Source organism: Bacillus carboniphilus (assembly GCF_020524035.2).
Classification (GTDB): domain Bacteria; phylum Bacillota; class Bacilli; order Bacillales; family JAIVKR01; genus Bacillus_CC.
The window spans coordinates 409,091-430,791 of the sequence record NZ_CP129013.1 but is presented as its reverse complement, the minus strand read 5'-3'; the positions used below and the strand labels follow the sequence as shown (position 1 = coordinate 430,791).

General features: G+C 35.6%; 18 protein-coding genes and 5 pseudogenes. 10 read left to right on the top strand and 13 right to left on the bottom strand.

The features are described 5' to 3' along the window. Positions 1 to 383: 383 nt before the first annotated feature. Both LC087_RS02210 and betB read right to left on the bottom strand, forming a co-directional pair. Entirely contained in the window at positions 384 to 1,592 is a 1,209-nt protein-coding gene (locus LC087_RS02210) for a choline dehydrogenase (protein ID WP_226538869.1), read from the bottom strand. A gap of 61 nt (positions 1,593 to 1,653) precedes the next feature. Then, on the bottom strand, positions 1,654 to 3,111 hold the full coding sequence (betB, locus tag LC087_RS02205) for a betaine-aldehyde dehydrogenase (protein WP_226539061.1): 1,458 nt from the start codon (positions 3,109 to 3,111) through the stop codon (positions 1,654 to 1,656). Between the two features lie 254 nt (positions 3,112 to 3,365). Here betB and cudC point away from each other — a divergent pair. Continuing rightward, a pseudogene (gene cudC / locus LC087_RS02200) lies at positions 3,366 to 3,913 on the top strand (choline uptake/conversion transcriptional regulator CudC). Between the two features lie 169 nt (positions 3,914 to 4,082). Then, positions 4,083 to 5,655 (top strand): annotated as a pseudogene (locus LC087_RS02195) (sodium:solute symporter family protein). 84 nt (positions 5,656 to 5,739) lie between these two features. On the opposite strand, the gene LC087_RS02190 reads toward LC087_RS02195, so the two are convergent. The 4 genes from LC087_RS02190 to LC087_RS02175 all read right to left on the bottom strand — a co-directional run bounded on the left by LC087_RS02190 (position 5,740) and on the right by LC087_RS02175 (position 9,037). Then, entirely contained in the window at positions 5,740 to 6,057 is a 318-nt protein-coding gene (locus tag LC087_RS02190) for a hypothetical protein (RefSeq protein WP_226538867.1), read from the bottom strand. Between the two features lie 153 nt (positions 6,058 to 6,210). After that, a complete protein-coding gene (locus LC087_RS02185) occupies positions 6,211 to 7,770 on the bottom strand; it encodes a flotillin lipid rafts scaffold protein FloT (RefSeq protein WP_226538866.1) in 1,560 nt (519 codons plus the stop codon). A 36-nt stretch (positions 7,771 to 7,806) separates the two neighbouring features. Next, positions 7,807 to 8,340 carry an NfeD family membrane protein gene (locus tag LC087_RS02180; protein ID WP_226538865.1) on the bottom strand — a complete coding sequence of 178 codons (534 nt, stop codon included), beginning with the start codon at positions 8,338 to 8,340 and terminating at the stop codon, positions 7,807 to 7,809. Positions 8,341 to 8,359: 19 nt separating this feature from the next. Beyond that, complete coding sequence (locus tag LC087_RS02175) at positions 8,360 to 9,037, bottom strand: PspA/IM30 family protein (RefSeq protein ID WP_226538864.1); 678 nt, start codon at positions 9,035 to 9,037, stop codon at positions 8,360 to 8,362. Between the two features lie 436 nt (positions 9,038 to 9,473). On the opposite strand from LC087_RS02175, the gene LC087_RS02170 reads away from it, so the two are divergent. Beyond that, complete coding sequence (locus LC087_RS02170; protein ID WP_226538863.1) at positions 9,474 to 10,097, top strand: YczE/YyaS/YitT family protein; 624 nt, start codon at positions 9,474 to 9,476, stop codon at positions 10,095 to 10,097. Positions 10,098 to 10,575: 478 nt separating this feature from the next. On the opposite strand, the gene LC087_RS02165 is transcribed toward LC087_RS02170, so the two are convergent. Together LC087_RS02165 and LC087_RS02160 are read right to left on the bottom strand one after the other, a co-directional pair. Continuing rightward, positions 10,576 to 10,866: a hypothetical protein gene (locus LC087_RS02165; RefSeq protein WP_306019863.1), complete on the bottom strand. Its 291-nt coding sequence runs from the start codon at positions 10,864 to 10,866 to the stop codon at positions 10,576 to 10,578. A 116-nt stretch (positions 10,867 to 10,982) separates the two neighbouring features. Beyond that, positions 10,983 to 11,953 (bottom strand): annotated as a pseudogene (locus LC087_RS02160) (S8 family peptidase). A 201-nt stretch (positions 11,954 to 12,154) separates the two neighbouring features. On the opposite strand from LC087_RS02160, the pseudogene LC087_RS02155 reads away from it, so the two are divergent. Then, positions 12,155 to 13,059, top strand: a pseudogene (locus tag LC087_RS02155) (DMT family transporter). A 3-nt stretch (positions 13,060 to 13,062) separates the two neighbouring features. On the opposite strand, the pseudogene LC087_RS02150 reads toward LC087_RS02155, so the two are convergent. The 4 genes and pseudogenes from LC087_RS02150 to LC087_RS02135 form a co-directional block, all read right to left on the bottom strand. Then, positions 13,063 to 14,245: pseudogene (locus LC087_RS02150) on the bottom strand (multidrug effflux MFS transporter). Positions 14,246 to 14,404: 159 nt separating this feature from the next. Continuing rightward, the gene (locus LC087_RS02145) at positions 14,405 to 14,572 is read right to left on the bottom strand and encodes a hypothetical protein (protein WP_306019861.1); all 168 of its coding nucleotides are present in this window, start codon (positions 14,570 to 14,572) and stop codon (positions 14,405 to 14,407) included. Continuing rightward, positions 14,556 to 15,791, bottom strand: a complete 1,236-nt coding sequence (locus LC087_RS02140) for a cell wall-binding repeat-containing protein (protein WP_306019860.1) — start codon at positions 15,789 to 15,791, stop codon at positions 14,556 to 14,558. The genes LC087_RS02145 and LC087_RS02140 overlap by 17 nt, the downstream gene beginning before the upstream one ends. Continuing rightward, positions 15,712 to 16,485, bottom strand: a complete 774-nt coding sequence (locus tag LC087_RS02135) for a S8 family serine peptidase (protein ID WP_306019858.1) — start codon at positions 16,483 to 16,485, stop codon at positions 15,712 to 15,714. The genes LC087_RS02140 and LC087_RS02135 overlap by 80 nt, the downstream gene beginning before the upstream one ends. Positions 16,486 to 16,580: 95 nt before the next feature. On the opposite strand from LC087_RS02135, the gene nagA reads away from it, so the two are divergent. From nagA to LC087_RS02120, 3 genes are read left to right on the top strand one after another with little or no spacing between them, the layout of a single operon-like run. After that, a complete protein-coding gene (gene nagA / locus LC087_RS02130; protein WP_306019857.1) occupies positions 16,581 to 17,426 on the top strand; it encodes an N-acetylglucosamine-6-phosphate deacetylase in 846 nt (281 codons plus the stop codon). Continuing rightward, positions 17,404 to 17,751: an amidohydrolase family protein gene (locus LC087_RS02125; protein WP_306019855.1), complete on the top strand. Its 348-nt coding sequence runs from the start codon at positions 17,404 to 17,406 to the stop codon at positions 17,749 to 17,751. The genes nagA and LC087_RS02125 overlap by 23 nt, the downstream gene beginning before the upstream one ends. A gap of 55 nt (positions 17,752 to 17,806) precedes the next feature. Next, entirely contained in the window at positions 17,807 to 18,250 is a 444-nt protein-coding gene (locus LC087_RS02120; RefSeq protein ID WP_226538857.1) for a GNAT family N-acetyltransferase, read from the top strand. Positions 18,251 to 18,255: 5 nt separating this feature from the next. On the opposite strand, the gene LC087_RS02115 is transcribed toward LC087_RS02120, so the two are convergent. Then, on the bottom strand, positions 18,256 to 18,567 hold the full coding sequence (locus tag LC087_RS02115) for a hypothetical protein (RefSeq protein ID WP_226538856.1): 312 nt from the start codon (positions 18,565 to 18,567) through the stop codon (positions 18,256 to 18,258). A 161-nt stretch (positions 18,568 to 18,728) separates the two neighbouring features. Here LC087_RS02115 and LC087_RS02110 point away from each other — a divergent pair, with 161 nt between their 5' ends. The 3 genes from LC087_RS02110 (at position 18,729) to LC087_RS02100 (ending at position 21,674) form a co-directional block, all read left to right on the top strand. After that, positions 18,729 to 19,139 carry a hypothetical protein gene (locus LC087_RS02110; protein WP_226538855.1) on the top strand — a complete coding sequence of 137 codons (411 nt, stop codon included), beginning with the start codon at positions 18,729 to 18,731 and terminating at the stop codon, positions 19,137 to 19,139. A 285-nt stretch (positions 19,140 to 19,424) separates the two neighbouring features. Further along, positions 19,425 to 20,726 (top strand): branched-chain amino acid transport system II carrier protein, encoded by a 1,302-nt coding sequence (gene brnQ, locus LC087_RS02105; RefSeq protein WP_226538854.1) that lies wholly within the window; start codon positions 19,425 to 19,427, stop codon positions 20,724 to 20,726. Between the two features lie 234 nt (positions 20,727 to 20,960). After that, entirely contained in the window at positions 20,961 to 21,674 is a 714-nt protein-coding gene (locus tag LC087_RS02100; protein WP_226538853.1) for a LytR/AlgR family response regulator transcription factor, read from the top strand. The last annotated feature ends 27 nt before the right edge of the window (positions 21,675 to 21,701 follow it).

Genomic DNA, 21,701 nt, shown 5'->3' with positions numbered 1-21,701 from the left:
GCTGAAGAACGAAGCGACTAGTTAAAGGATCACAGGCTAAGTTCAGCCACGTCGCGAGAGCAACGCCTGCGCTAGCCCGTCCTGGGCATCGAAGCACCACAGTGTACGTTAAGGAAAAAGATCACGAGCTAAATACGTCCCCATCCTAGGGACAACGCTCGTGCTAGCCAATCCTGGCGTCGGAGTGTCGGAAAAGCAAACCAACAAAGTTATTCAACCGACATTTAAGGAACATCATCTAAGTTCAGCCATGTCCTGTGGCTAACGATGATGCTAGGCCATCCAGGCCATCGTAGGACTTTTTGAACAACCTCTTATATGAAATTGTCTATGTAAAAAAGAGCTCCCAATATAAATATTGGAAGCTCTTCTTTAATTAGTTATTATACTGTTTTTTTCGTTAGGTTAAAGCAACGATTGTAAATCCAAACATAGTCTTTTTCAGTTAAGTCTCTTGGATTACCAACTGTTTGAGGATCTTTCATCGCTTCTTTTGCTAATCTTTCAACCATATCAGGTGATACGCCTTGTTCCTGAAGAGATGGTACCTCTAAATCTTCAACTAGATCATACATCCAATTAACAGAAGCTTTAGCTGCTTCTTCAACAGACATATTTGATGTATTGATGCCAAATGCTTGAGCAATACGCGCGAATTTTTCAGGATATCCTTTCCAGTTGTATTCCATAACAGGTCCCATCATTGCTGCAACACATTGACCATGAGCAACTGGAATAATTCCTCCTAAAGTTTGACTCATTGCGTGCGCTGCACCAGCAGATTCAGAGCCATAAGAAAGTCCAGCTAACATCGCAGCTTGGCTCATTGCATAACGCGCTTCTAAATCTTCACCATCACTAAAGGCACGACGAATATATTTAGCACCGTATTCAATCGCCATTAAGGCAACCGCATCTGTAATTGGTTGTGCATATTTCATCGTATAACATTCAATAGCGTGTGCAAGTGCATCAATTCCAGTCATTGCAGTTACGTGTGGCGGCATAGACACATGCATTTCCGGATCAATAATCGTTAAATGAGCAGCGATTAATGGACCACCAGTATTAAATTTAAATTCGCGTTTTTCATCGGTAATAACAGCCCATTGAGTAACTTCTGACCCTGTACCAGCCGTAGTAGGGATGGTCGTTAATGGTGGTATACGATTTTCAAGTGGCTTTTTGCCTTCAGCTGCTTCATAATCAAGTACGCTACCATCATGAACGGCTTCCACACCGATTGCTTTAGCTGTATCCATAGAACTTCCGCCACCGACAGCAATTAGACCGTCACAACCTTCTTCTTTATATACTTTTGAACCTTCCGCTACAAGTCTTACAGGTGGATTAGGTTCAACTTTATTAAATAAAACAACCTCAATACCCGCTTCTTTGACTGCTGTTTCAACAGGTGAAACAACTCCTGCATTATAAATTCCTGGGTCAGTGACGATTAACGCTTTTGAAACCCCTAATTTTTTCAATTCGTCTCCAATATGTTTAATGGAACCAATACCATGTTTGATCACTGTTGGAATTTCAAATGTGTGGAAATTTTGCATTGCTTCTACTTTCATATTTAAAGTCATCTATATACGCCCCTTTTTTCCGAATAAAAACTTTAAGATTTCTGCTTAAGTTTCAGTTTTATTAGTTAAACCAACCTACTGGTTGAGGATTAGTATTTCGATAAACGTGTTTAATTTCTGTATATTCCTCTAGTCCCATTTGACCTAACTCACGACCAAATCCAGACTGTTTATATCCACCCCAAGGAGCTTGAGCAAAGTATGGATGGAAGTCATTAATCCAAACTGTTCCCATTCTTAACTTGGAAGCTACAAATTCTGCTTTATTTAAGTCGTTTGACCAGACAGCCCCTGCTAATCCATAAATCGTATCATTTGCTTTTTCAATTACTTCTTCAGTTGAATTGAATTTTTCAATTGTTAAAACAGGTCCAAACACCTCTTCTTGAACAATACGCATACTAGATTGACAGTTTGTAAAGATTGTAGGCTCTAAGAAGAAACCGTTCTGTAACTCTGAATCTTCTGGTCTCTTACCACCTAATGCAAGAGTCGCCCCCTCTTCTAGACCGATTTTAATATAGCCCTCAACTTTAGCTAAGTGCTCTGCTGAAATAACAGGTCCCATTTGTGTATCATCATCAAAACCATTACCTAACTTAATCTTCTTCGCTCTATTAATAAGTTCTTCAACAAACTGATCGTGAATACTTTCTTCTACTAAAAGTCGTGAACCAGCAGAACAAACTTGTCCAGCATGGAAGAATACAGCGTTTAAGGCTTGGTCAACAGCCGTTTCAAAGTCTGCATCGGCAAAGACGATATTCGGGTTTTTACCACCTAACTCAAGAGCTATTTTCTTTACGTTTACACTCGCAGCTCTCATGATTTTCTTTCCTGTTTCAATTCCACCAGTGAATGAAACAAGGTCTACATCTGTATTTTCACTTAGTTCAGCCCCTACAGAAGCACCAGCTCCTAGCACTAAGTTAGCAATTCCCTTTGGCACCCCTGCTTCTTCGATAAGTTCAAATACTTTCACCGTTGTTAAAGGAGTAATTTCAGAAGGTTTAACGACAATGGCATTTCCAGCAACAAGAGCAGGAGCAATCTTCCATGCTGCTTGTAACAATGGATAGTTCCAAGGAGTGATTTGTGCACATATCCCTATTGGTTCACGTACAATCTTACTTTCGGAGTCTGGAATAGGTGACGCAATAACTTCACCCGCATGTTTATCTGCTAATCCAGCAAAATATTGAAAAACGTTAGCGATATCATCCATATCTGCACGACTTTCTTCTATGGTTTTACCTGTATCTAACGTTTCTAATTTAGCAAGTTCTTCTTTATCTCTTCGGATCATATTTGAAATGTTTAGCACGATTTGACCTCTATCAAGAGCAGGCATTTGCGCCCAGTTGCCATGATCAAATGCATGACGAGCAGCATTGATGGCTTTTTTTGCATCTTCTCGGTCACCTTCATATGCTTCTGTAATCACTTCTTTATTAAAAGGATTAATGATCTCGCGCTTTTCATTTGAGATTGATTCGATCCACTGACCGTCAATAAACATTTTTTGTATTTTCAATATGCACCCTCCTTGTTTCACTTTTCGTTAACTTTGTTAAATTTTTTTTTTAACGCTAACGACAAATTAACCGTAACATCTAAAAAAGATGTTGTCAAAACCTTTAATAAAAAGGACTTTCAAAAAATAATATGATATTTATCACTAAAAGGTTCAAAAAAAACTTAATTTTTTTGACAAACCAAATCTTTTTGTTAACATAGTATTCGTGGCAAATAAATTTTGATAGGAGGTACGTTATGGAGGATGCTGCTGCGTGGCAGTCAATTGAGGAAGCTAAAAAGCTAGTGATTGAATCTATTTCAGAAACGATGGACTTATATGGAGTAACAAGAAGCATAGGTACTCTGTATGGAACGATGTATTTTGAAAGCGATATGACTCTTGATGAGATGAGAGAAGAACTAGGAATGAGTAAACCTAGTATGAGCACCGGAGTGAAAAAGCTTCAAGAGCAGATATGGTCAAAAAAACGTTTACGAAAGGTAGTCGTAAACATACCTATGTTGCTGAAAAAGATTTCTTTCGATTTTTCATCAATTTCTTTACGAGTAAATGGGAACGTGAAGTAAAGATGAATCTTGAAGCAATTGAAAGATCACAAAAGAAATTAATGAATGTGTTGTTAATGGAAGATCCCCCAGAACAAGCCTTGGCTGAAGCAAAAAAGATTCACCAGCAGTTAGAATCCTCTAAGCCTTATTACCATTGGCTTATAAAATTGGTTGATGCCATCCATAGTAAAGAGTTATTTAAACATATCCCTTTTGACGATATAGAAAAATAACTTGAATACAATCATTTTCATTTGTTTGTATCATGCAAGCTCTTTGAGAAGCTTGTACATTTTTTAAAAAACAGAATATTTTAAAAATAAGGAGTGTGTTGCAGTGCTGAATCAGCAGCAAGAAAAACAAAAAAAGAATTCATTAAAAATCATTTTATTTATTGCTCTAATGCTCGGAATTACGGTTTATGTAGCTTTAACGAGTGAAAATATCCACTGGGGTGGATTTATTTCAATGCTCGTATTCTACGCGATTGTTTATTATGTTGGGGCCTTTATGGCTTCTAAAAAATCAAACTCAATCGACGACATGATTGTAGCTGGTAGAAAAATGCCTCTATTTATTGCCATGTTTACAATGTCTGCTACTTGGATTGGTGGAGGATACATCAATGGTACTGCAGAATACGCTTATAGCTGGGGTGTTGTTTGGGTACAAGCTCCATGGGGCTATGCTTTATCTCTTATCATTGGTGGAATATTCTATGCTAGAAAAATGCGTCGCTATGAATTCAAAACGATCATCGATCCTCTCGAACAACGTTTTGGTAAGAAATTAGCAGGTGCTCTTTACATCCCTGCATTATTAGGAGAAATGTTTTGGAGTGCAGCCATCTTAACGGCTCTAGGAACCACTTTTGGGACCATCTTAAATATTGATTTCACTACATCTATTATCATTTCTGCTATTATTGCAATCTCTTATACGGTCGTAGGAGGAATGTGGGCGGTAGCATACACTGACGTTTTCCAAATGATCGTACTCTTATTAGGTTTATTTATCGTCCTTCCTTTTGCAATTGATAGTGTAGGAGAGTTTTCTACTCTTTGGTCAACCTATAAAGCTGACATGGGAACTTTCGCAAATCTCATCCCTCCGCTTGATGGTTGGAATCATCCCGATTGGGGATATGATTTCTGGAATTGGTGGGATTATGCTTTATTACTCATATTTGGTGGAATTGCTTGGCAAGTATACTTCCAACGTGTACTGTCGGCAAAGGATGAAAAAACAGCAATGTGGCTGTCAATAACTGCAGGGTTCATCTGTATTATTGCGGCGATTCCAGCAACGATGATTGGGGTTATTGGCTATAATGCTGATTGGGCAGACATTCGGTACGACTGCCCCTGAAAACGCAGCCAATATTTTACCCTATGTTTTTAAATTTTTAACGCCTGAAATAATTGCTTCTATTGGACTTGGTGCTTTAGCAGCGGCAGTAATGTCATCCATGGATTCATCAATTTTATCCGCGTCATCAATGGCTGCTTGGAACGTGTATCGACCATTGGTCAAGCCAAAAGCTACAGATTTACAGCTTCAAAAAGTGATAAAAGCTTCAATTATTATTATCGGTACAGCAGCGATGGTCATTGCATTAAACGTAAAAAGTGTTTATGTCTTATGGTATCTAGCATCTGACCTCGTTTATTGTATTTTATTTCCACAGTTAACGATGGCGCTTTTCTATAAGAATGCCAACTGGGTTGGTTCTTTAGCAGGTCTTTGCGTCGCTGTATTCTTAAGATTAGGTGGAGGAGAACCAGAATTTGGACTCCCTGCGTTTTTACCTTATCCTATGATTGAAGACGGAATTGTAAAATTTCCATTTCGAACGCTAGCGACAATCGCTTGTTTCATCACAATCTTTGTTGTATCTGAGCTAACAAAGAAAAAACATAAACCACTTTCATTAAAGTTACCAGAGCATAAAGCTTCTAATGAAGAGGTTGCGTAAATATTCAAAAAACTAGTCACGTATAAAACGTGACTAGTTTTAGATTTCAAAAGATAATGTAGCAATCTACTAATACCAAACTGGTTAAATACCAAACAAACCAGCAACCAATAATAATGAAAGAAACCCACTCAAAATTAAGATTAAAGATAAGGTGTCATCGTCCTTTGATCCTAAAATACGATTTAGAAACTTATCTAAAGGATTAAAGATAATAGGAGTAATGAATGCTGCTCCAAATGAAATCCACTGATTATCAATTCCTGTAAATCCCAATAACTTAATAGTAACAATTAAGATCGCAAATATGATCGTTATAGCTATTAGTGAAATGGTTTTATTCTTAAAATCTTCTTTTTCAGACTTTTTTTCTTTTTTTAGTTTTGATTTGATCTTATTCATTTTATATTCTCCTAGTATGTATGTACGCATTTTAAAAGAAAAAGAAAGAGGGCGATGAAAAGAAAGACTTCTTTGCCCTTCATCGCCTTCGCCATATTAATCTGTATTAGGAATAAGAAAATTTCTTACAACCTCTTAAACTATATTCTTTCCCTAATCTTCCTCTTTCTCTTCATTACTTTGATTTGTTGCTGCCATTTCTGTTTTTGATTCGGCGAGTTGATGTGTAAGTTCATCAATACTATTCCGCACATTTCCTTTACCTGAGAAATTTTCAATTAGTTCTTTTACATCTAGACCTGAAGAGGCTTTTAAACTTTCTTGCAGAGTTGCCATCAAGTCTGTTGCATAGCTTGTAACTTTATTCGCTCCGCCTTGCTCACCTGATCCTGTATCAACTACGGTAATTTTATCTATATTCGCAAGTGGACGAGCAACCTCTTTCGCATATTCAGGAAGCATATGTGTGATCATATCTAAAATAGCGGCTTGACCGTAGTATTCAAAGGCTTCTGCAATTTTGCGTTTCGCTTCCGCCTCTGCTAGCCCTTTCAGACGAATAACTTCTGCTTCAGATTCCCCTTGCGCACGCTGGGCATCTGCTTTTGCTACCCCATCAATTCGAACTTTTTCTGCCTCAGCCTTGGCCATTGCTTCAATTCGATATTTATTCGCATCGGCTTCGGCAATATTTTTTGCTTTTTCTGCCTCAGCGGATTGTTCAACGGAATAACGATCCGCATCTGCCTTTTTCTTCACTTCCGAGTCATATTGACGCTCTCTTCTAAGTATCTCTTTTTCTTCTAACTCAATTTGCTTTTGTCGCTCAATAATTTTAATTTGCATTTCTTGCTCTGTTACTTCTTGCTTTGCTCTTGCAGACTCTAAGTCATATGCTTGGTCTGCTTTGGCTTTGGCAATATCTTGATCCCTACGATATTCTGCCATTTTCATTTGATTGTCTTTTTCTGATTCTGCGATTTCTGTCGCTCTTTCTAACTCAGATTTCTTTGCATCTTTATCAGCTTCGGCTCGTTTAATTCGTGTTTCTTTTTCTGCCTCAGCCGTTGCAATATCAGCATCTCGTTTTACTTGAGCAATTCTAGGTTTCCCTAAAGAATCTAAATAGCCATTTTTATCTCGAACATCTTTAATCGTAAATGAAACGATTACTAATCCCATCTTCGCCAAATCTTGCGTGGCTACTCGCTGCACTTCTTGTGAAAATTTATCTCTATTCTTATATATTTCTTCAACCGTCATAGAACCTAATATAGATCGGAGATGCCCTTCTAACACTTCACGAGCTTCACCTTCACGATCTTCTTTCTTCTTTCCTAGAAATTGTTCAGCTGCAGTCGCAATCTCACCGATTGAGCCGCCAATTTTGATGATAGCTGTACCATCTGCAAGAACAGGGACTCCTTGCTCTGTATACACTTCTGGTGTTGTTACTTCTAGTTTGCTCGATAATAGACTTAATGGCTCAGCTTGTTGAAAAACTGGGAAAATAAAAGCCCCACCACCGCGAATAATTTTAATCTTATTACCTGATTCATCTACGTGGACATTTTTACTTCCTAAATAACTTCCTGTAACAATTAGCGCTTCATCTGGACCAGCCGTTCGATATTTTGAGATAAAAACTCCAATAAGAGCAATTAGTAAAAATACCACTACTCCAATAATTACAAATATGGGTGTTAACGTCATATGATCCTCTCCCTATGTTTTTTGAAACCTATTTATTTAGTAATCATCAAAACTTTCTTGAATAGTTACATGTAAGACTCCATTTATAACATCAATAACTAGTATATTTTCTCCACTAGCAATATCAATATTGTCAAAACTCACTGCGGATTTAGCAACAGCCCCACTATAGCTTTCAATTAATACTTCTCCAAAACCATCTTTAGGTATAGATGTAATTACTCTTCCCACTCTTCCTTTTAATGAGTCCTCTGTATAAACAAGAGACTCTTCTGCATTAGATAATGGAATTAAGACAAAATAGTTTAACAGAGTGTCCAAAGCAAGAGCTAGTATAATTGAAATTCCTAAGACAGCGCTTGTTCCAAACGGTGTTAGCTTCTCCAATATATATCCAATCGCTGATAAAAAGGTGAAAAAAGACAGTATTAACGTTGGGTTTAAAAAGCCCGTACTTTCACTCATTCCTTCTATAATATCTCCAAAGAATATATATAATACTGTCAGAAGACTTGACACAATAAGAACGATTAAATAGATTGATTCAATTTGAGATCCGAATAATTCCAATTTAGGTCATCCTTTTGATTCATTCTTTTTCATTTATTAATTTCTTTTTTAGTTGCTCTAGTTCGTCATTAATTTCTTGATCGGTGGTTATTGAATCTAGCTCTTGATCTAGAGTGCGATTTACCATTCCCATCTCTTCACTCGCATGAGCTTCTGCCTCCATACGAATTACTTTTTCTTCCATACGTCCAAAACCAGATTGAGGACTTTGTTCGTCTGAGGTACGAAAGGCCTCATTTATCGTTTTTTTCGTACTAGCAGCCTTTGCACGAGCTTTCAGCGAATCACGTTTTAACTCCATTTGACGATAATCATTTTTCATTACTTTTAATCTGTCCTTTAAATCTTCTACTTGTAATGAGGTAGAATGGTGTAAACTCTTCATTTGTTCTACCTCTTCATTCAACCGCTTTTTATCTTCTAAAGCTCGTTTAGCCAAATCTTCTCTCTCATTTTTCAATGCTTCTAAAGCTTGCATTTCACGTTTTGCTATTTGTGATGTGAGATCTGTTTTTTTTCTAGCTAACAATTTTTCTTCAGCTATCATTTTAGATGTGTTTTTTTCTGCATCCAATAACTCTTTATTCATTTCCCTTAAATATTGATCAATCATCAATACAGGGTCTTCTGCTTTCTCGAGCATAGAATGTAACTCAGCATTCACAACCGTTTTAACTCTTTTAAAAAGTTCGAACATAATAATGCCTCCTTCATTTTTTGTCACTCACAATTATTCTACGTTTCAAAACAGACAAATGTTTCATTTATTACAAAAGTTTATCGTTGAAAAGTGAGTCTTTATCAAGTACACTATAGTTGTTGTCAGTCGGATGTCTGACCTCTAATAATTCCAATTCTACATCCTTCCTATGCATCAATTTTTATAGCTTGCATATCATTATTTTATCAATAACACTCTACTATGTGAAGAAGTTAACAATTGAATATAGAGAAACTATATGAAAGAACATTTGTAATATTCACATGTTTATATGATATAAATAGGGCGGAATAATTCATTTCTAATAAAAATGACTGATTAGTCCAATCCTATTTTTGATAACGATTGCAAAGAAACGATATGAACTCTAAAAAATGGGATGCTATATTTAATAATAAAGGAGAAACAAATTATGAAACGTAGACTTTTATTTTTCTCAGTTGGGGTACTAATTTTAACAATGGGTGTTGCTCTCATCATTAAGTCTTCCCTAGGAGCGTCTGCTTGGGATTCGTTAGCTGTAAGCGAATACAGTTTATTTGGTTTAACGATCGGAACATTTGTATTTATTAACGGGATTGGGTTAATTTTTATTAATGCTCTACTTTTAAATGAAAGACCTAGATTTTTAGAAGCCCTTACAATCTTACTAATAGGTAAGTTAATTGACTTTTGGCTATTTGTCTTTGGGGGGCTTAACCCAAGTACATTCCCGCTCCAGTGGGCAACAATCATTGCTGGAATTTTAACTCTTGGAATGGGGATTGCGATTTACTTACAAGCAAAATTCCCAGCAAGTCCAATGGACACGTTAATGGTAGCGGTTCAAACACGTTTTAAACTAAATCTGTTACAATCACGGTTAATTAGTGAAGGATTTGCATTAACACTTGCTTTCATATTGGGAGGACTTCCAGCTGGTGCTATTGGAATTGGTACAATTGTCGTAACTTTAACACTTGGGTTCGTTGTTCAATTCTCTTTTCCTATCTTCGCTAAGCTCATGGAAGGAGCACCTACTCCTACAACGAAGTAGTAAAGCGGAAGCTTACGCTTGGAGGGACGGCAACGCTAGCACATTGTATGTTTCAGAAAATGATAAAAAGTATTATCTTGACTTATTGCTGACACATTTCAATCATACAATGTGTTTATAGCTAACAACAGCTATTACATTGTACTCCCCTTTTGATAGAATGACTCCTAAGAGCCATTCTTTTTTTTTTTGACGAAAATTAAAAAAAGCCTAGCTTTAAGCTAGGACGCGAAAAGGGGGTTAATGAAACCAAACAATACATACTTAACGGAGAATTATCTTGTTAGCTTTCGTCATGTTGTTAATTAAAATATACCAAATATAGCCTTAAAAGTCAACAAAAAATAAATAATTTTATTCGAGAGACATTTTCTTATTCTATCTATGACCTTTATTATGCTTAAATTACTAGAGGGTATCCAATCGTCTAGAGACAGAATTGGATACCCTCGTTTAATAAGTGGTTCATTAACTTTAACTAATTAGAAACACGGCGTTTTTCTAAATTTTCTATAAATTGATGAATTCTTTGTTCATATTTAGCTGCTTCCTCGGGGTCTGTTGCATTCATCATTTTATCTTTTAGCTCAAAGAAATCGTTGTTTCTAAAATGAAAAACTACTTCTTTTTCATCTGAATGCTTGTCAATATTATCGATAAATTCTTGTATAGCCTGGGACCAATTTTTTACTTCTTCGGATGTCGAAGCATTCATCAATTGTTGTTTTAATTCGTTTAATTTTTTTGCTTGTTCAGAAGTCATTTTCAACATTACCACCTCCTTATTGCTATCTACTATCTTACCATTATTTTAATTAAAAGGATGTGATATTTTTTTCAACAGCTACATTAATTTATGGTACGAGAGATCATTTTCCGATCAAATTATAATACTTTATCGACAATCTGTTGGTCTTTCACTATTTCACTCAATATAGATGGTGTCGTTAAATAAACAAAACCGTTTCCTTCTAACGTTTTTGAATATCCTAAAGGGATGGTTCTCTTTACTAATTGCGCATACAACTCTGGCTCTGACATTTCACGGTCAAATTGTCGTTTTGACAGTTGTTTTATTAATGCTAATGCACCCGAAACATGTGGAGTCGCCATTGATGTACCACTTAACCTTGCATACTTATCTCCAGGTATTGTCGAGAGGATAGCCTCACCAGGGGCGACCACATCTATTTCTTTATTAGAGTTTGAAAACCTTGAAGATTTATAAAGAAGGTTGACAGATCCAACAGAAATCACTTCATTATAGACAGCTGGATAAGAGTACTCATCTGTCCGTTCATTTCCATCTCCTTCGTTTCCAGCAGCACACACGACTAAAATACCTTTATCTACTGCCTCTTTTATTGCTTGATGAAGCTCGTCATTACCCACTGGTCCCCCTAACGATAATGAGATAATGTCTGCATTCATTTTTGTTGCATATTGAATTCCACTCGTAATCCATTCGTATTTTCCAGACCCTTTTTCACCTGCTAGAACTTTAATGATAATTAAATTTGCCTCTGGTGCAACCCCTACTACTCCTTGTCCATTTCGCTCTGCGCTATTGTTCCTGCTACATGTGTACCGTGACCATTGTAATCGGTCACATTTTTTGCGTTTCCATTATCATCTGTTGTAAAGTTTTTCACATCTATTACTCTATTTTTAAAATCTGTATGAGAAAGATCACAGCCTGTATCTAACACAGCAACCTTTACTTTTTTTCCTGTAATGTTTTCCTTCCATAAAAGAGGTGCTTGCACTAATTCAACACCTTTAGGTATTTCATTAACTGCATCTAGCTTTTCATTAATAACATAAGGTATTAACTTCATTATTTGATTAGCTGACATTTGAATGCCTCCCATAAGTAATTTACTGAACTTTCTGTAAATTTAACATAATATCAAGACCTTTACTAGATATATATGTCCGAATTTTTAATAAATGGTCATTTCTTTTACTCTTGCATTAATCAGTGATATATTAAGTTTTATGCTTAACTTTACATAGAAAAGCAAAAAATTGGTTATTGGACATAATGGAGGTTGAAAATGAAGGATAAAAACAAAGGAATTATTCTTTTATTAGTTGCAGCACTTGGTTTTTCATTTATGTCGATGTTCGTAAAACTATCTGGAGACTTGCCTACCGTTCAAAAAACGTTTTTTCGAAATTTAATTTCAGCAATCATCTCCTTTATGATGGTTATTCACTATAAAGAACGTTTATTTGGAAAAAAAAGAAAATCAACCTTTCTTATTACTTCGGTCCATTTTAGGAACTTTGGGAATCTTGTTATACTTTTACTCTATTGACCATTTAGTACTATCAGATGCAGACATGTTAAATAAATTAAGTCCCTTCTTATTAATAATTTTTTCATCTATATTTTTAAAAGAAAAAGCCGCTGTTTATCAATGGTTCGCTATTATTGTTGCTTTTGTAGGGACTCTTTTTATTATTAAACCACAGTTTTCTGTTGATATTTTTCCTTATACAATTGGAATTTTGTCATCGGTGTTTGCGGCAGAGAGCCTACACGGTTTTGCGTGTATTAGGATCTAGAGAAAAGTTTTATACGGTTGTCTTTTATTTTTCATCCTTCTCAACCATAACCCTTTTCCCCTTTGTATTCCTATTTTTTGAACCGATGACCACGACACAAACGATATATTTACTACTTGCAGGAATCTTTGCAACAGTAGGACAGTTTGGAATCACTTCAGCCTATAAATTTGCTCCTGCGAAGGAAATATCGATTTTCTTTTACTTTAATATTGTCTTTTCAACACTATTAAGCATCTTTATCTTTGGAGAGAGTCCAGATTTACTAAGTGTTATTGGTTATATTACCATCTTCTCAGCTGCTTTTTATATGTTTATTAAAAACAACCAAATTGAAAAAAAAAACTGGACACGAATAGCTAAAAATGTTCGTGTCCAGTTTTTCAATTGACCTTTAGGCTACTTCACGACTTACTTGGCCTTCTGTTTTCCTCACCAAAAGAAAATAACTAAGCAAAGCTAGTATTTCACACACAACAATGACGATTGCCATAGGAACGGCTGTTTTTTCACCAAATAATCCTACTAATGGTGCAACCACTGCGCCTAAAACAAACGGAAGTAAACCTAGCATCGCTGCTGCACTTCCCGCAGACCGCTCCTGATTTTGCATAGCAAGTGAAAAAGAGGAAGTGGCCACTAACCCTACACTTGAGACAACTAGGAAAAGAGCAATAAGAACAACCACTAGCGGCAAGCTGAATAGAATACTGACGAATAACAATATACTACCAAGAAATGCGATTGAAATACCCGCTTTAAAAAGTCTCATTTCTCCTATTTTTTCTGCCAATCTCCCTGTTAATTGGCTAGCAATGATAATACCTCCCCCCATTTACTGCAAAAATAAAACTAAACATTTGCGGAGAGACACCATAAATGGATTGTATAACAAATGGAGAACCAGCAATATAAGCAAACATCGCTGCCATGACAAATCCTTGAGTGAAGGCATAACCGATAAATTGTCGATTTTTTAACAAAGACAAGTAGGAGTGAAATGTATCTTTCCAATTGCCTTGTATTCGATTCCCCTCAGATAATGTATCAGGAATTTTCCATACCACAGCGATAAGCATAATCACGCTTAATATAGCCAATACAACAAATACACCTCTCCATGATGTAATATAAAGCAATTGGCCTCCAATGACTGGTGCTAAAATAGGAGCAGAACCATTTACAAGCATTAACAAGGCATAAAATTTTGTTAACTCACTACCCGAATAAAGATCTCTTACAATAGATCGAGAAATTACAATCCCGCCAGCACCGAAAAAACCTTGTAAAAATCGAAAAATAACCAACATAAAAGCAGAGTCTGTAGCAGAGCAGAAAAAGGATGAAAAACTATATAATAACAAAGCAACTATAAGCGGCTTTTTTCGCCCAATCTTGTCACTGATTGGACCGAAAAAAAGTTGCCCTATAGCAATCCCAAGTAAACATGCAGTTAACGACAACTGTATGAGAGAGGTTGTCGTATGTAGATCTTTCGTTAACAAGGGTAACGATGGTAAATACATATCGATAGATAACGGGCCAAGGGCCGATAAAGAGCCTAAAATACATGCGATAAAAACTCTTCTTGATTTTGTCATCTTCAAATCATTCAATCTATGTTTTCCTTTCTACAGTGGTTTGAAAATATCACCTTCACATTTTATCATATTTATATATAGAAAAAAGGTTAACCCACTCGTTAACCTTTTCCAAATGTAACTATATTCGAAAAATCACTGTATGATACTATCAATTTGCCAGACTATTTCTGATTCAATAGCTACTGGTCCTCCTAAAACAGTGAAATTATCAGAATTAACCTGTCCAATATAGGCTTTTGTTGAAGACTGTAATTCACTAGGATGTGTCAAAACAAGTCCAGCGTTATTTGAAGCCTGCAAACCCACTACCCGTTAAAGCATCTTTATAATTGGTACCTGTTGCAAAAACGAGATCATCTATAGGATAGCGCTTAGAAAAATAAGATAATATCGCTTTATTTGTTTCATAGCGATCCACTCCTGCTATTCGAGTAGCCTTTAGAGTTGAAGCAATTTTCTTTGAAACGACCTTTTCTCCACCAACGACATAAATGGAGGAAAAGTCATATTTATTTAAAAACTCTTTTGTTGCTGTCGGTATTTCATTACCTTTAACGAAAACGATCGGTATTTGAAGCTTCGCCGCTATTGCTGAAGCCGATAAAGAATCTGCAAAGCTTTGACCACTGGCAACAATGACTTCACCGTTTTTCTTTGCAATATAGTCTCCTATCTCAGCAGCTGTTTCATACCTTGTTGGACCACTAATTCTTGTCGTACGATAACCTTCATTTTCAGCGTCTTCCTTGACTTTATCTGATAGAGCAACTTCTCCACCTAGTAAAACGACATCTGTAATGTTCAATCTTTTCAATTCTTCCTTAACAGAATCATTTAATCCATTCGATTGAGTCAGCAAAATAGGTGCCTGCGTTTTATAGGCTAATGAGCTGGCAGATAAACTATCAGGGAACGTTTCATAGCTTGCTAGGTAGGCAAACGAGCCACTCTTCTCTTCAATGTTTTTGTTTAATGAACGTTCATAAGGAGAAAGCTCTGCCTGCATTCTCTCAGGCCAACTGTTTTTGGAAATGGCAATGGATGTTTCAATCCCATCTTGTCCATAAATTCGATTATACGTATCAATAAACTTAAGTGAACCGTCCACATCTATTTTTCCATGACTAATCTTGTCACTACCTGTGAAATCATCACTTGTTTTTTCTATAATCCACCTTGTTTGATCAGCAGACAAATAAGGTGCTTGATTCATAATCATTGCAGCTAGAGATGCTACAAATGGACTAGACATACTCGTTCCACTTGATGAACGGTATGTGTTATTTAAATAAGTACTAAAGATATTTGTACCCGGTGCTGAAACCGAAACCCAAGAACCATAGTTGGAGTAATTAGCTAGGCTATTTAAACGATTATCAAGTGCACCAACGCCTAACACATTATTAGAAGCTGCAGGAAAACTTTCTCTATTCGTACTTTCATTCCCAGCAGCAGCAATAACTAAAACATTTTTTTGAATCGGCATAATCAATTGCGTCTTGTAACACTTTGGAGTCATAAATACCTCCTAAGCTTAAATTAATTATTTTTGCTCCGTTATCAACTGCATAAATGATCGCTTGAGCAATGACATAATCATCTATCTCGTCTCCTTCTCCAGCTTTAATTGGAAGAAGGGACGTTCCTTTAGATATAGAGGCAATTCCTTTATTGTTATCTGTTATTGCGCCAATGATTCCAGCTACGTGAGTACCATGACCATCAATATCTTCAACAGTTGATGTCATCATACTTTTTTTGTCACTTGATATATTCGCTTTTAAATCAGAGTGGTCTGAATCAATTCCTGAATCAATGATCGCTACCTTTACCCTTTGGAGAGGCTGATAAATATCCCATGCTGCCTCTACACCTATTTCCTGAAAGACATCTTGTTGGTTCCCCTTATAGTAAGAATCATCCGATGTTTTAAAGAGCTTATATTTCACGACTTCCTCAACATATTCTACATCTGAATCTTTTTGTAATTCTTTTTTAATCCCCTTAATTTCCTCTTTCGTTCCTTCAATCACTTTTACATTTTTAATGGTTGTTGAAATTTCTTTTACGGAATCTGGGACTTTTATAATCTCATTGTCTTTTTGTTTCACTACCAATTTTTCGACTCTTTCATCATTTTGATTGGCGAAAATATTAGTTGGAAATGTAATTGTTGTTACGATAATTGTGATGAAAAGTAAATACTTCTTCAACGAATAACCTCCTTTCAATGTCTATTGAACCAATCTTTATTATATAATAATCTTATTAAGGTTGTTATATAAATTTTTAGTGTAAGGAGAAAATGATGATATTAACTGGTGCACCCTTGTACTGTGAAAAAGAAATTGTAAATCGCGGTATAGTAATAAAAAACGGGATCATTCAATCCTTTGCCGATCCAAACATTCAACTATGTGAACAAAATCATTTTGTTTTCCCAAGTAACTTTAAAATAATTCCTGGAAGAATCGATCTTCATCTTCATGGAGCTGGTGGAGCAGATGCCATGGACGGCACTCACAAATCTCTCTCAAAAATGGCAAAACAACTCGTAAAAGAAGGTACAACAAGTTTTTTACCTACTACTATGACTACCTCAAACAAAGAGATTGAAAGAGCTCTTGAATCTGTTGGAACATATACTTCTCATCCTGATGAAGCTGAGATTATTGGTATCCATTTAGAAGGTCCTTTTATAAATGAACGACGAGCCGGAGCGCAACCAAAGCACCATATTCAAGCACCTTCTATAATCCAATTTTCAAAATGGCAAAAGTTAGCAAAAGGAAAAATAAAAGTTGTTACGGTTGCACCTGAAGGTGAAAACGCGACCCCTTTCATAAAATTTTTAGCCAATAATAATGTTATTCCTTCTCTTGGACATAGTAACGCAACCTTTTCAGAATTTATAGAAGGGTATACATCTGGTGCTAAACAAGCAACCCACTTATTTAATGGGATGCGCCCATTTCACCATCGGGAGCCTGGGATTGTTGGAGGATGTCTCAGTAGTGAAGGAATTATGGTAGAACTAATTGCAGATGGCATCCACCTTCATCCAGAAACTATTCAATTCGTTTATCAAGTAAAAGGACCGGGAGAACATTTTACTAGTCACCGATTCCATTATGGCAAAAGGCTTAGACAATGACGTTTACGAGCTTGCTAATCAAAGAGTTTTCGTACAAGATGGGAAAGCTACATTGGAAGATGGTACTCTAGCAGGAAGTATGTTAACCATGAACAGCGCTGTATTAAACATGATGAGTTTTACAAACTGCTCGATAGAAGATTGTATTAAAATGAGTTCTGTTAACCCTGCAAAGCAGCTCGGTATATGGAAGCGTAAAGGGAGTATAGATATTGGAAAAGACGCTGACATTGTCGTGTTAAATGAAAACAATTTTGTTGTCATGACCATTTGCAAGGGGACCATTGCTTTTAGTCACCATTGCGAACCATTTCTTAGAAAATAAATCTTTTCCTCTCTTCATAAGATAGTAGTAAAACCTTATTCTACTTAAGCAGGTGATGATTATCTTCAATATAAAAGAAGCCAATCAGACAGATATTGAATTCATTTTCAATAGTCCTGATAACACCCTTGCAGAAGAACCATTATTGCCAACAAATATAGATAAAATGATCAAACTTAACCAATTCATCCTTCAAAACGGGGGTTATTATTTAATCGCAAAAGGAAACAACCAAATTTATGGTTGGATTTTGTTAGGAGAAAACATGGATTATTACATTGAGAAGGAGACAATTGGCTATATTTTCGACCTTTATGTCCTTCCTCCAAAGCGAAAAACAGGAATTGGAACGAAGCTTCTTAAAGCAGGAATCAATTCTTTAAAAGAGAAAGGCTATAACGAGATTCGTTTAAATGTTTTTGTTAACAACCCAGCAAAGTATCTATATAAAAAAATGGGGTTCTCAGAGAGACAAACATTAATGTCATTAAAGATATGAATCTTCTAGTTTCGATACCTAATGTAATTTATGTGATTCGTAGGTCGTTCTTTTATTAAGCTACCCTTTTCATCCTTATAAATTTCAAATTCTTGAAACGTTTCTACCACATAACCATTTACAATTCGACGGTTGATTAAACGATTTTCAAATTCCACATAAGAGTAATGATTCGTTTGATTACTCACTTCTATTTGTTCACTATCCCCATAATATGAAGAAAGTTGATCGTCGATCTTAAGCATGTCCCCTTGCACCCAAGAAGCAGAAACTACGATCAATATTACCATAACTATAGGCCAGAATTTTTCACTCAACTTGACCTCCCCCTTTCAATCACTATTAATAAATATATGTACTATAAAACAAAATTATTTAACCCCTAATGTAGTTATGAGCACATTTTTAAAAGTTGTCCAATCAAAAAGGAAGTTAAAAAAATATTAATATAGTGAGAACATTGAAAGGAGGGATATAAATGGGAAGAATCGTTAGAGGAACAGGACAATTCGTAAACACTAATCCAAATCAGGCCATGACTACCATCGTCAACACCCTTTCTGTTGGAATTAAGAATACTGATCCAACGTTTTCAGCAACCGTTCGAGTCCGCTTATTTAATAATGCTGACACAAGAACAGATGTGACGGAAGTAGTCGTTGCTAGCAATTCTTCTTCAATCGTCCAATTCGACGTTTCTGATTTTTCTAATTTTTCGACACTAGCCATTGAAGTCGTAATAGAAATTGCACAAAGAAGTGATCAGCAAGTTGATTCTACAGTTCAAACGGTCCTTCAAGCAGTTGCAGATGCATCAGCAGCTGACGACACCCCAGTTCCATTAATTAACGAAACAATTCCTCGTATTAGACCAAGAGTTTTTTCTTAATATTTTGAGACATGGAGAGGCTGTCTGAAAAGTAACTTTTTAGACAAATCCTTGATAAAAGTAAAACCCAAAAATGCTGTTATATCGACATTTTTGGGTTTTCAATTTGTCCTCATTTACAATGAACATGGACTTATTGGACAGCTCCCCTCATCTTCAGGTTTTTAAATAAGTTCTTTTCTTTAATCGAACCCTCCTTCCCTAGAACCTTAAAGTGTGATAATCTAATTCGGTATTTGTTCATATCTAAAAATATCTGAATAATCACACTCGGAGGTTTACATCATGAATAACAGTAAAATTTCAATTAAACAGACTATTATGATAGGCCTAATGCTTTTCGCACTTTTTTTTGGGGCAGGAAACTTAATCTTTCCACCGTTAATCGGACAAGCTTCTGGAACATCTTTTTGGATCGCTATGGCAGGCTTTATAACAACAGCAGTCGGACTTCCCTTTTTAGGTATTTTGGCAGTGGCACGATCTGGTTCAGATATCGAAAGTTTATCGAGTCGTGTACATCCCACCTTTGGAATGATATTTTCTTGTATACTTTACCTTACCATTGGACCGTTCTTTGCTATTCCAAGAACAGCCACAGTCAGTTTTGAAGTAGGTGTAAGTAACTTTTTTCAAACAGAGCCATCACCATTCATTTTATTTATTTTCGTCGCTATATATTTTTTTATGGCTTATAAAGTATCATTGAATCCTTCGAATCTCATTGATCGAATTGGGAGTATTTTAACCCCTATTATTTTACTCATTTTAGCCGTAATGTCGTTTAAAGGAATAATGGATCCTATTGGAGAACTCGGTACTCCAACACCTAATTTTGAAAAAGGAGCTTTTTTCGCAGGGTTTAATGATGGATACTTAACAATGGATGCTTTAGGCTCTGTTACATTTGGAATCGTCGTCATTTCATTAATGAAGCAACTGGGTGTCGCTAATAAAATAGAATTAGAAAAACTCACAATAAAAGTAGGTATAATTGCTGCTTCAGGACTTGCCCTTGTGTACATTGCTTTAGGGTATTTAGGTGCTACTAGTCAATCATTAGGAACTTTTAAGAATGGTGGAGATCTTTTATCTAAAATCGCATTTACCATCTTAGGTCATACTGGAACCATATTATTAGGTACAGTAATTACGTTAGCTTGCTTTACAACTACCGTTGGACTCATTGTTGCATGTAGCCAATACTTCCATAAGATTCTCCCAAGAATACTATACCATCAATTTGTTTTACTATTTTCTGTTGTCAGTGCTCTTGTTTCTAATGTAGGCCTAGAAGCCATTATCGCTTATTCAATTCCTGTTTTAACTATTATTTATCCTATAACAATAGTGTTAATTACCCTTACTTTACTTGATTCTATGCTTAATCTTTCACAAAGCATATATATAGGAGCCACAATTGGAGCTGGAATCATTAGCCTTATGATAGGCTTAAAGCTACCGTTTAGCAGCTTGTTAAGTTTTCTACCTTTATACGAACAAGGCTTAGCTTGGATTCTCCCTTGTATTGTTGGTGGTCTTATAGGAATTCTATTTCGAAAAGAAAAAGTTACAAGTCATTATTAGAGCTGACGTAAATCGTTAGCTTTTTTAATTTTTTAACTTGTATATACAAGTTTATTAAAATTGTAAATATTAACTATTCATTTGTTTTTTTATTCCTAAAATCTAGTTAAAATTCTTCATTTTTAAGTAAACAGCTTGATTTTCCTCTTTATTATTTAAATAATAAAAGTACTAATATAAAATTCAAAGGACAAAGTACCCATTTTCTCCATGGATATAAAGGATGTGAAGGTTATGAGTATAAATATTTTAATGATAGATGATCATGAAGAGACTATAGAAAACCTCTATTCATTTTTAACCCTCTTATCGGAGGTGGATAAAGTGTATTTTAGCAATCATTTACCAGAAATTAGCGAAGCGCTCTATAAACAACATATCGACATCATTATGGTAAATATTCACGCTACAACAGTTGATGGTTTTCTTTTATGCAGAAATATTATAAAAACTCACCCCTCTGTCCAACTAATTCTTACAGCACAACATAAGGGAGATGCTATAAAGGGATATGAAGTTGATGCAGTGGACTATTTAGTTCAACCCGTTAACCTAAATAAGTTATATTTATCTATTTATAAAGCAATTAGTCGGATAAGAACAACTGATAAACAAGATAGAATTGGGATTAAAATAAAAAGCTCAATCAAATTTGTTTCCATAAACGATATTGTATTTATTGAAAGGCAAGGAAAAAAAACGTTCATTTTTTTAACAGATAATGAGCGAATTGAAACGAATGAATCTCTATCAGCTTTAGAATTAAGGCTTCAAAAATATCGATTCTTCAGACCTCATCAATCATACTTAGTTTCGTTAAATAAGATAGATGAGATCTCTCCTGATCCTTATATGAAATCTTACAATATTAAAGTGTCTGGTTCTTCTGACTTAGTGAAAGTAAGTAAATCAAAGTATCAACCTCTTATCAAACAACTGTCAATTTAATTCACTCAAAAATCCGACCACTTCCAA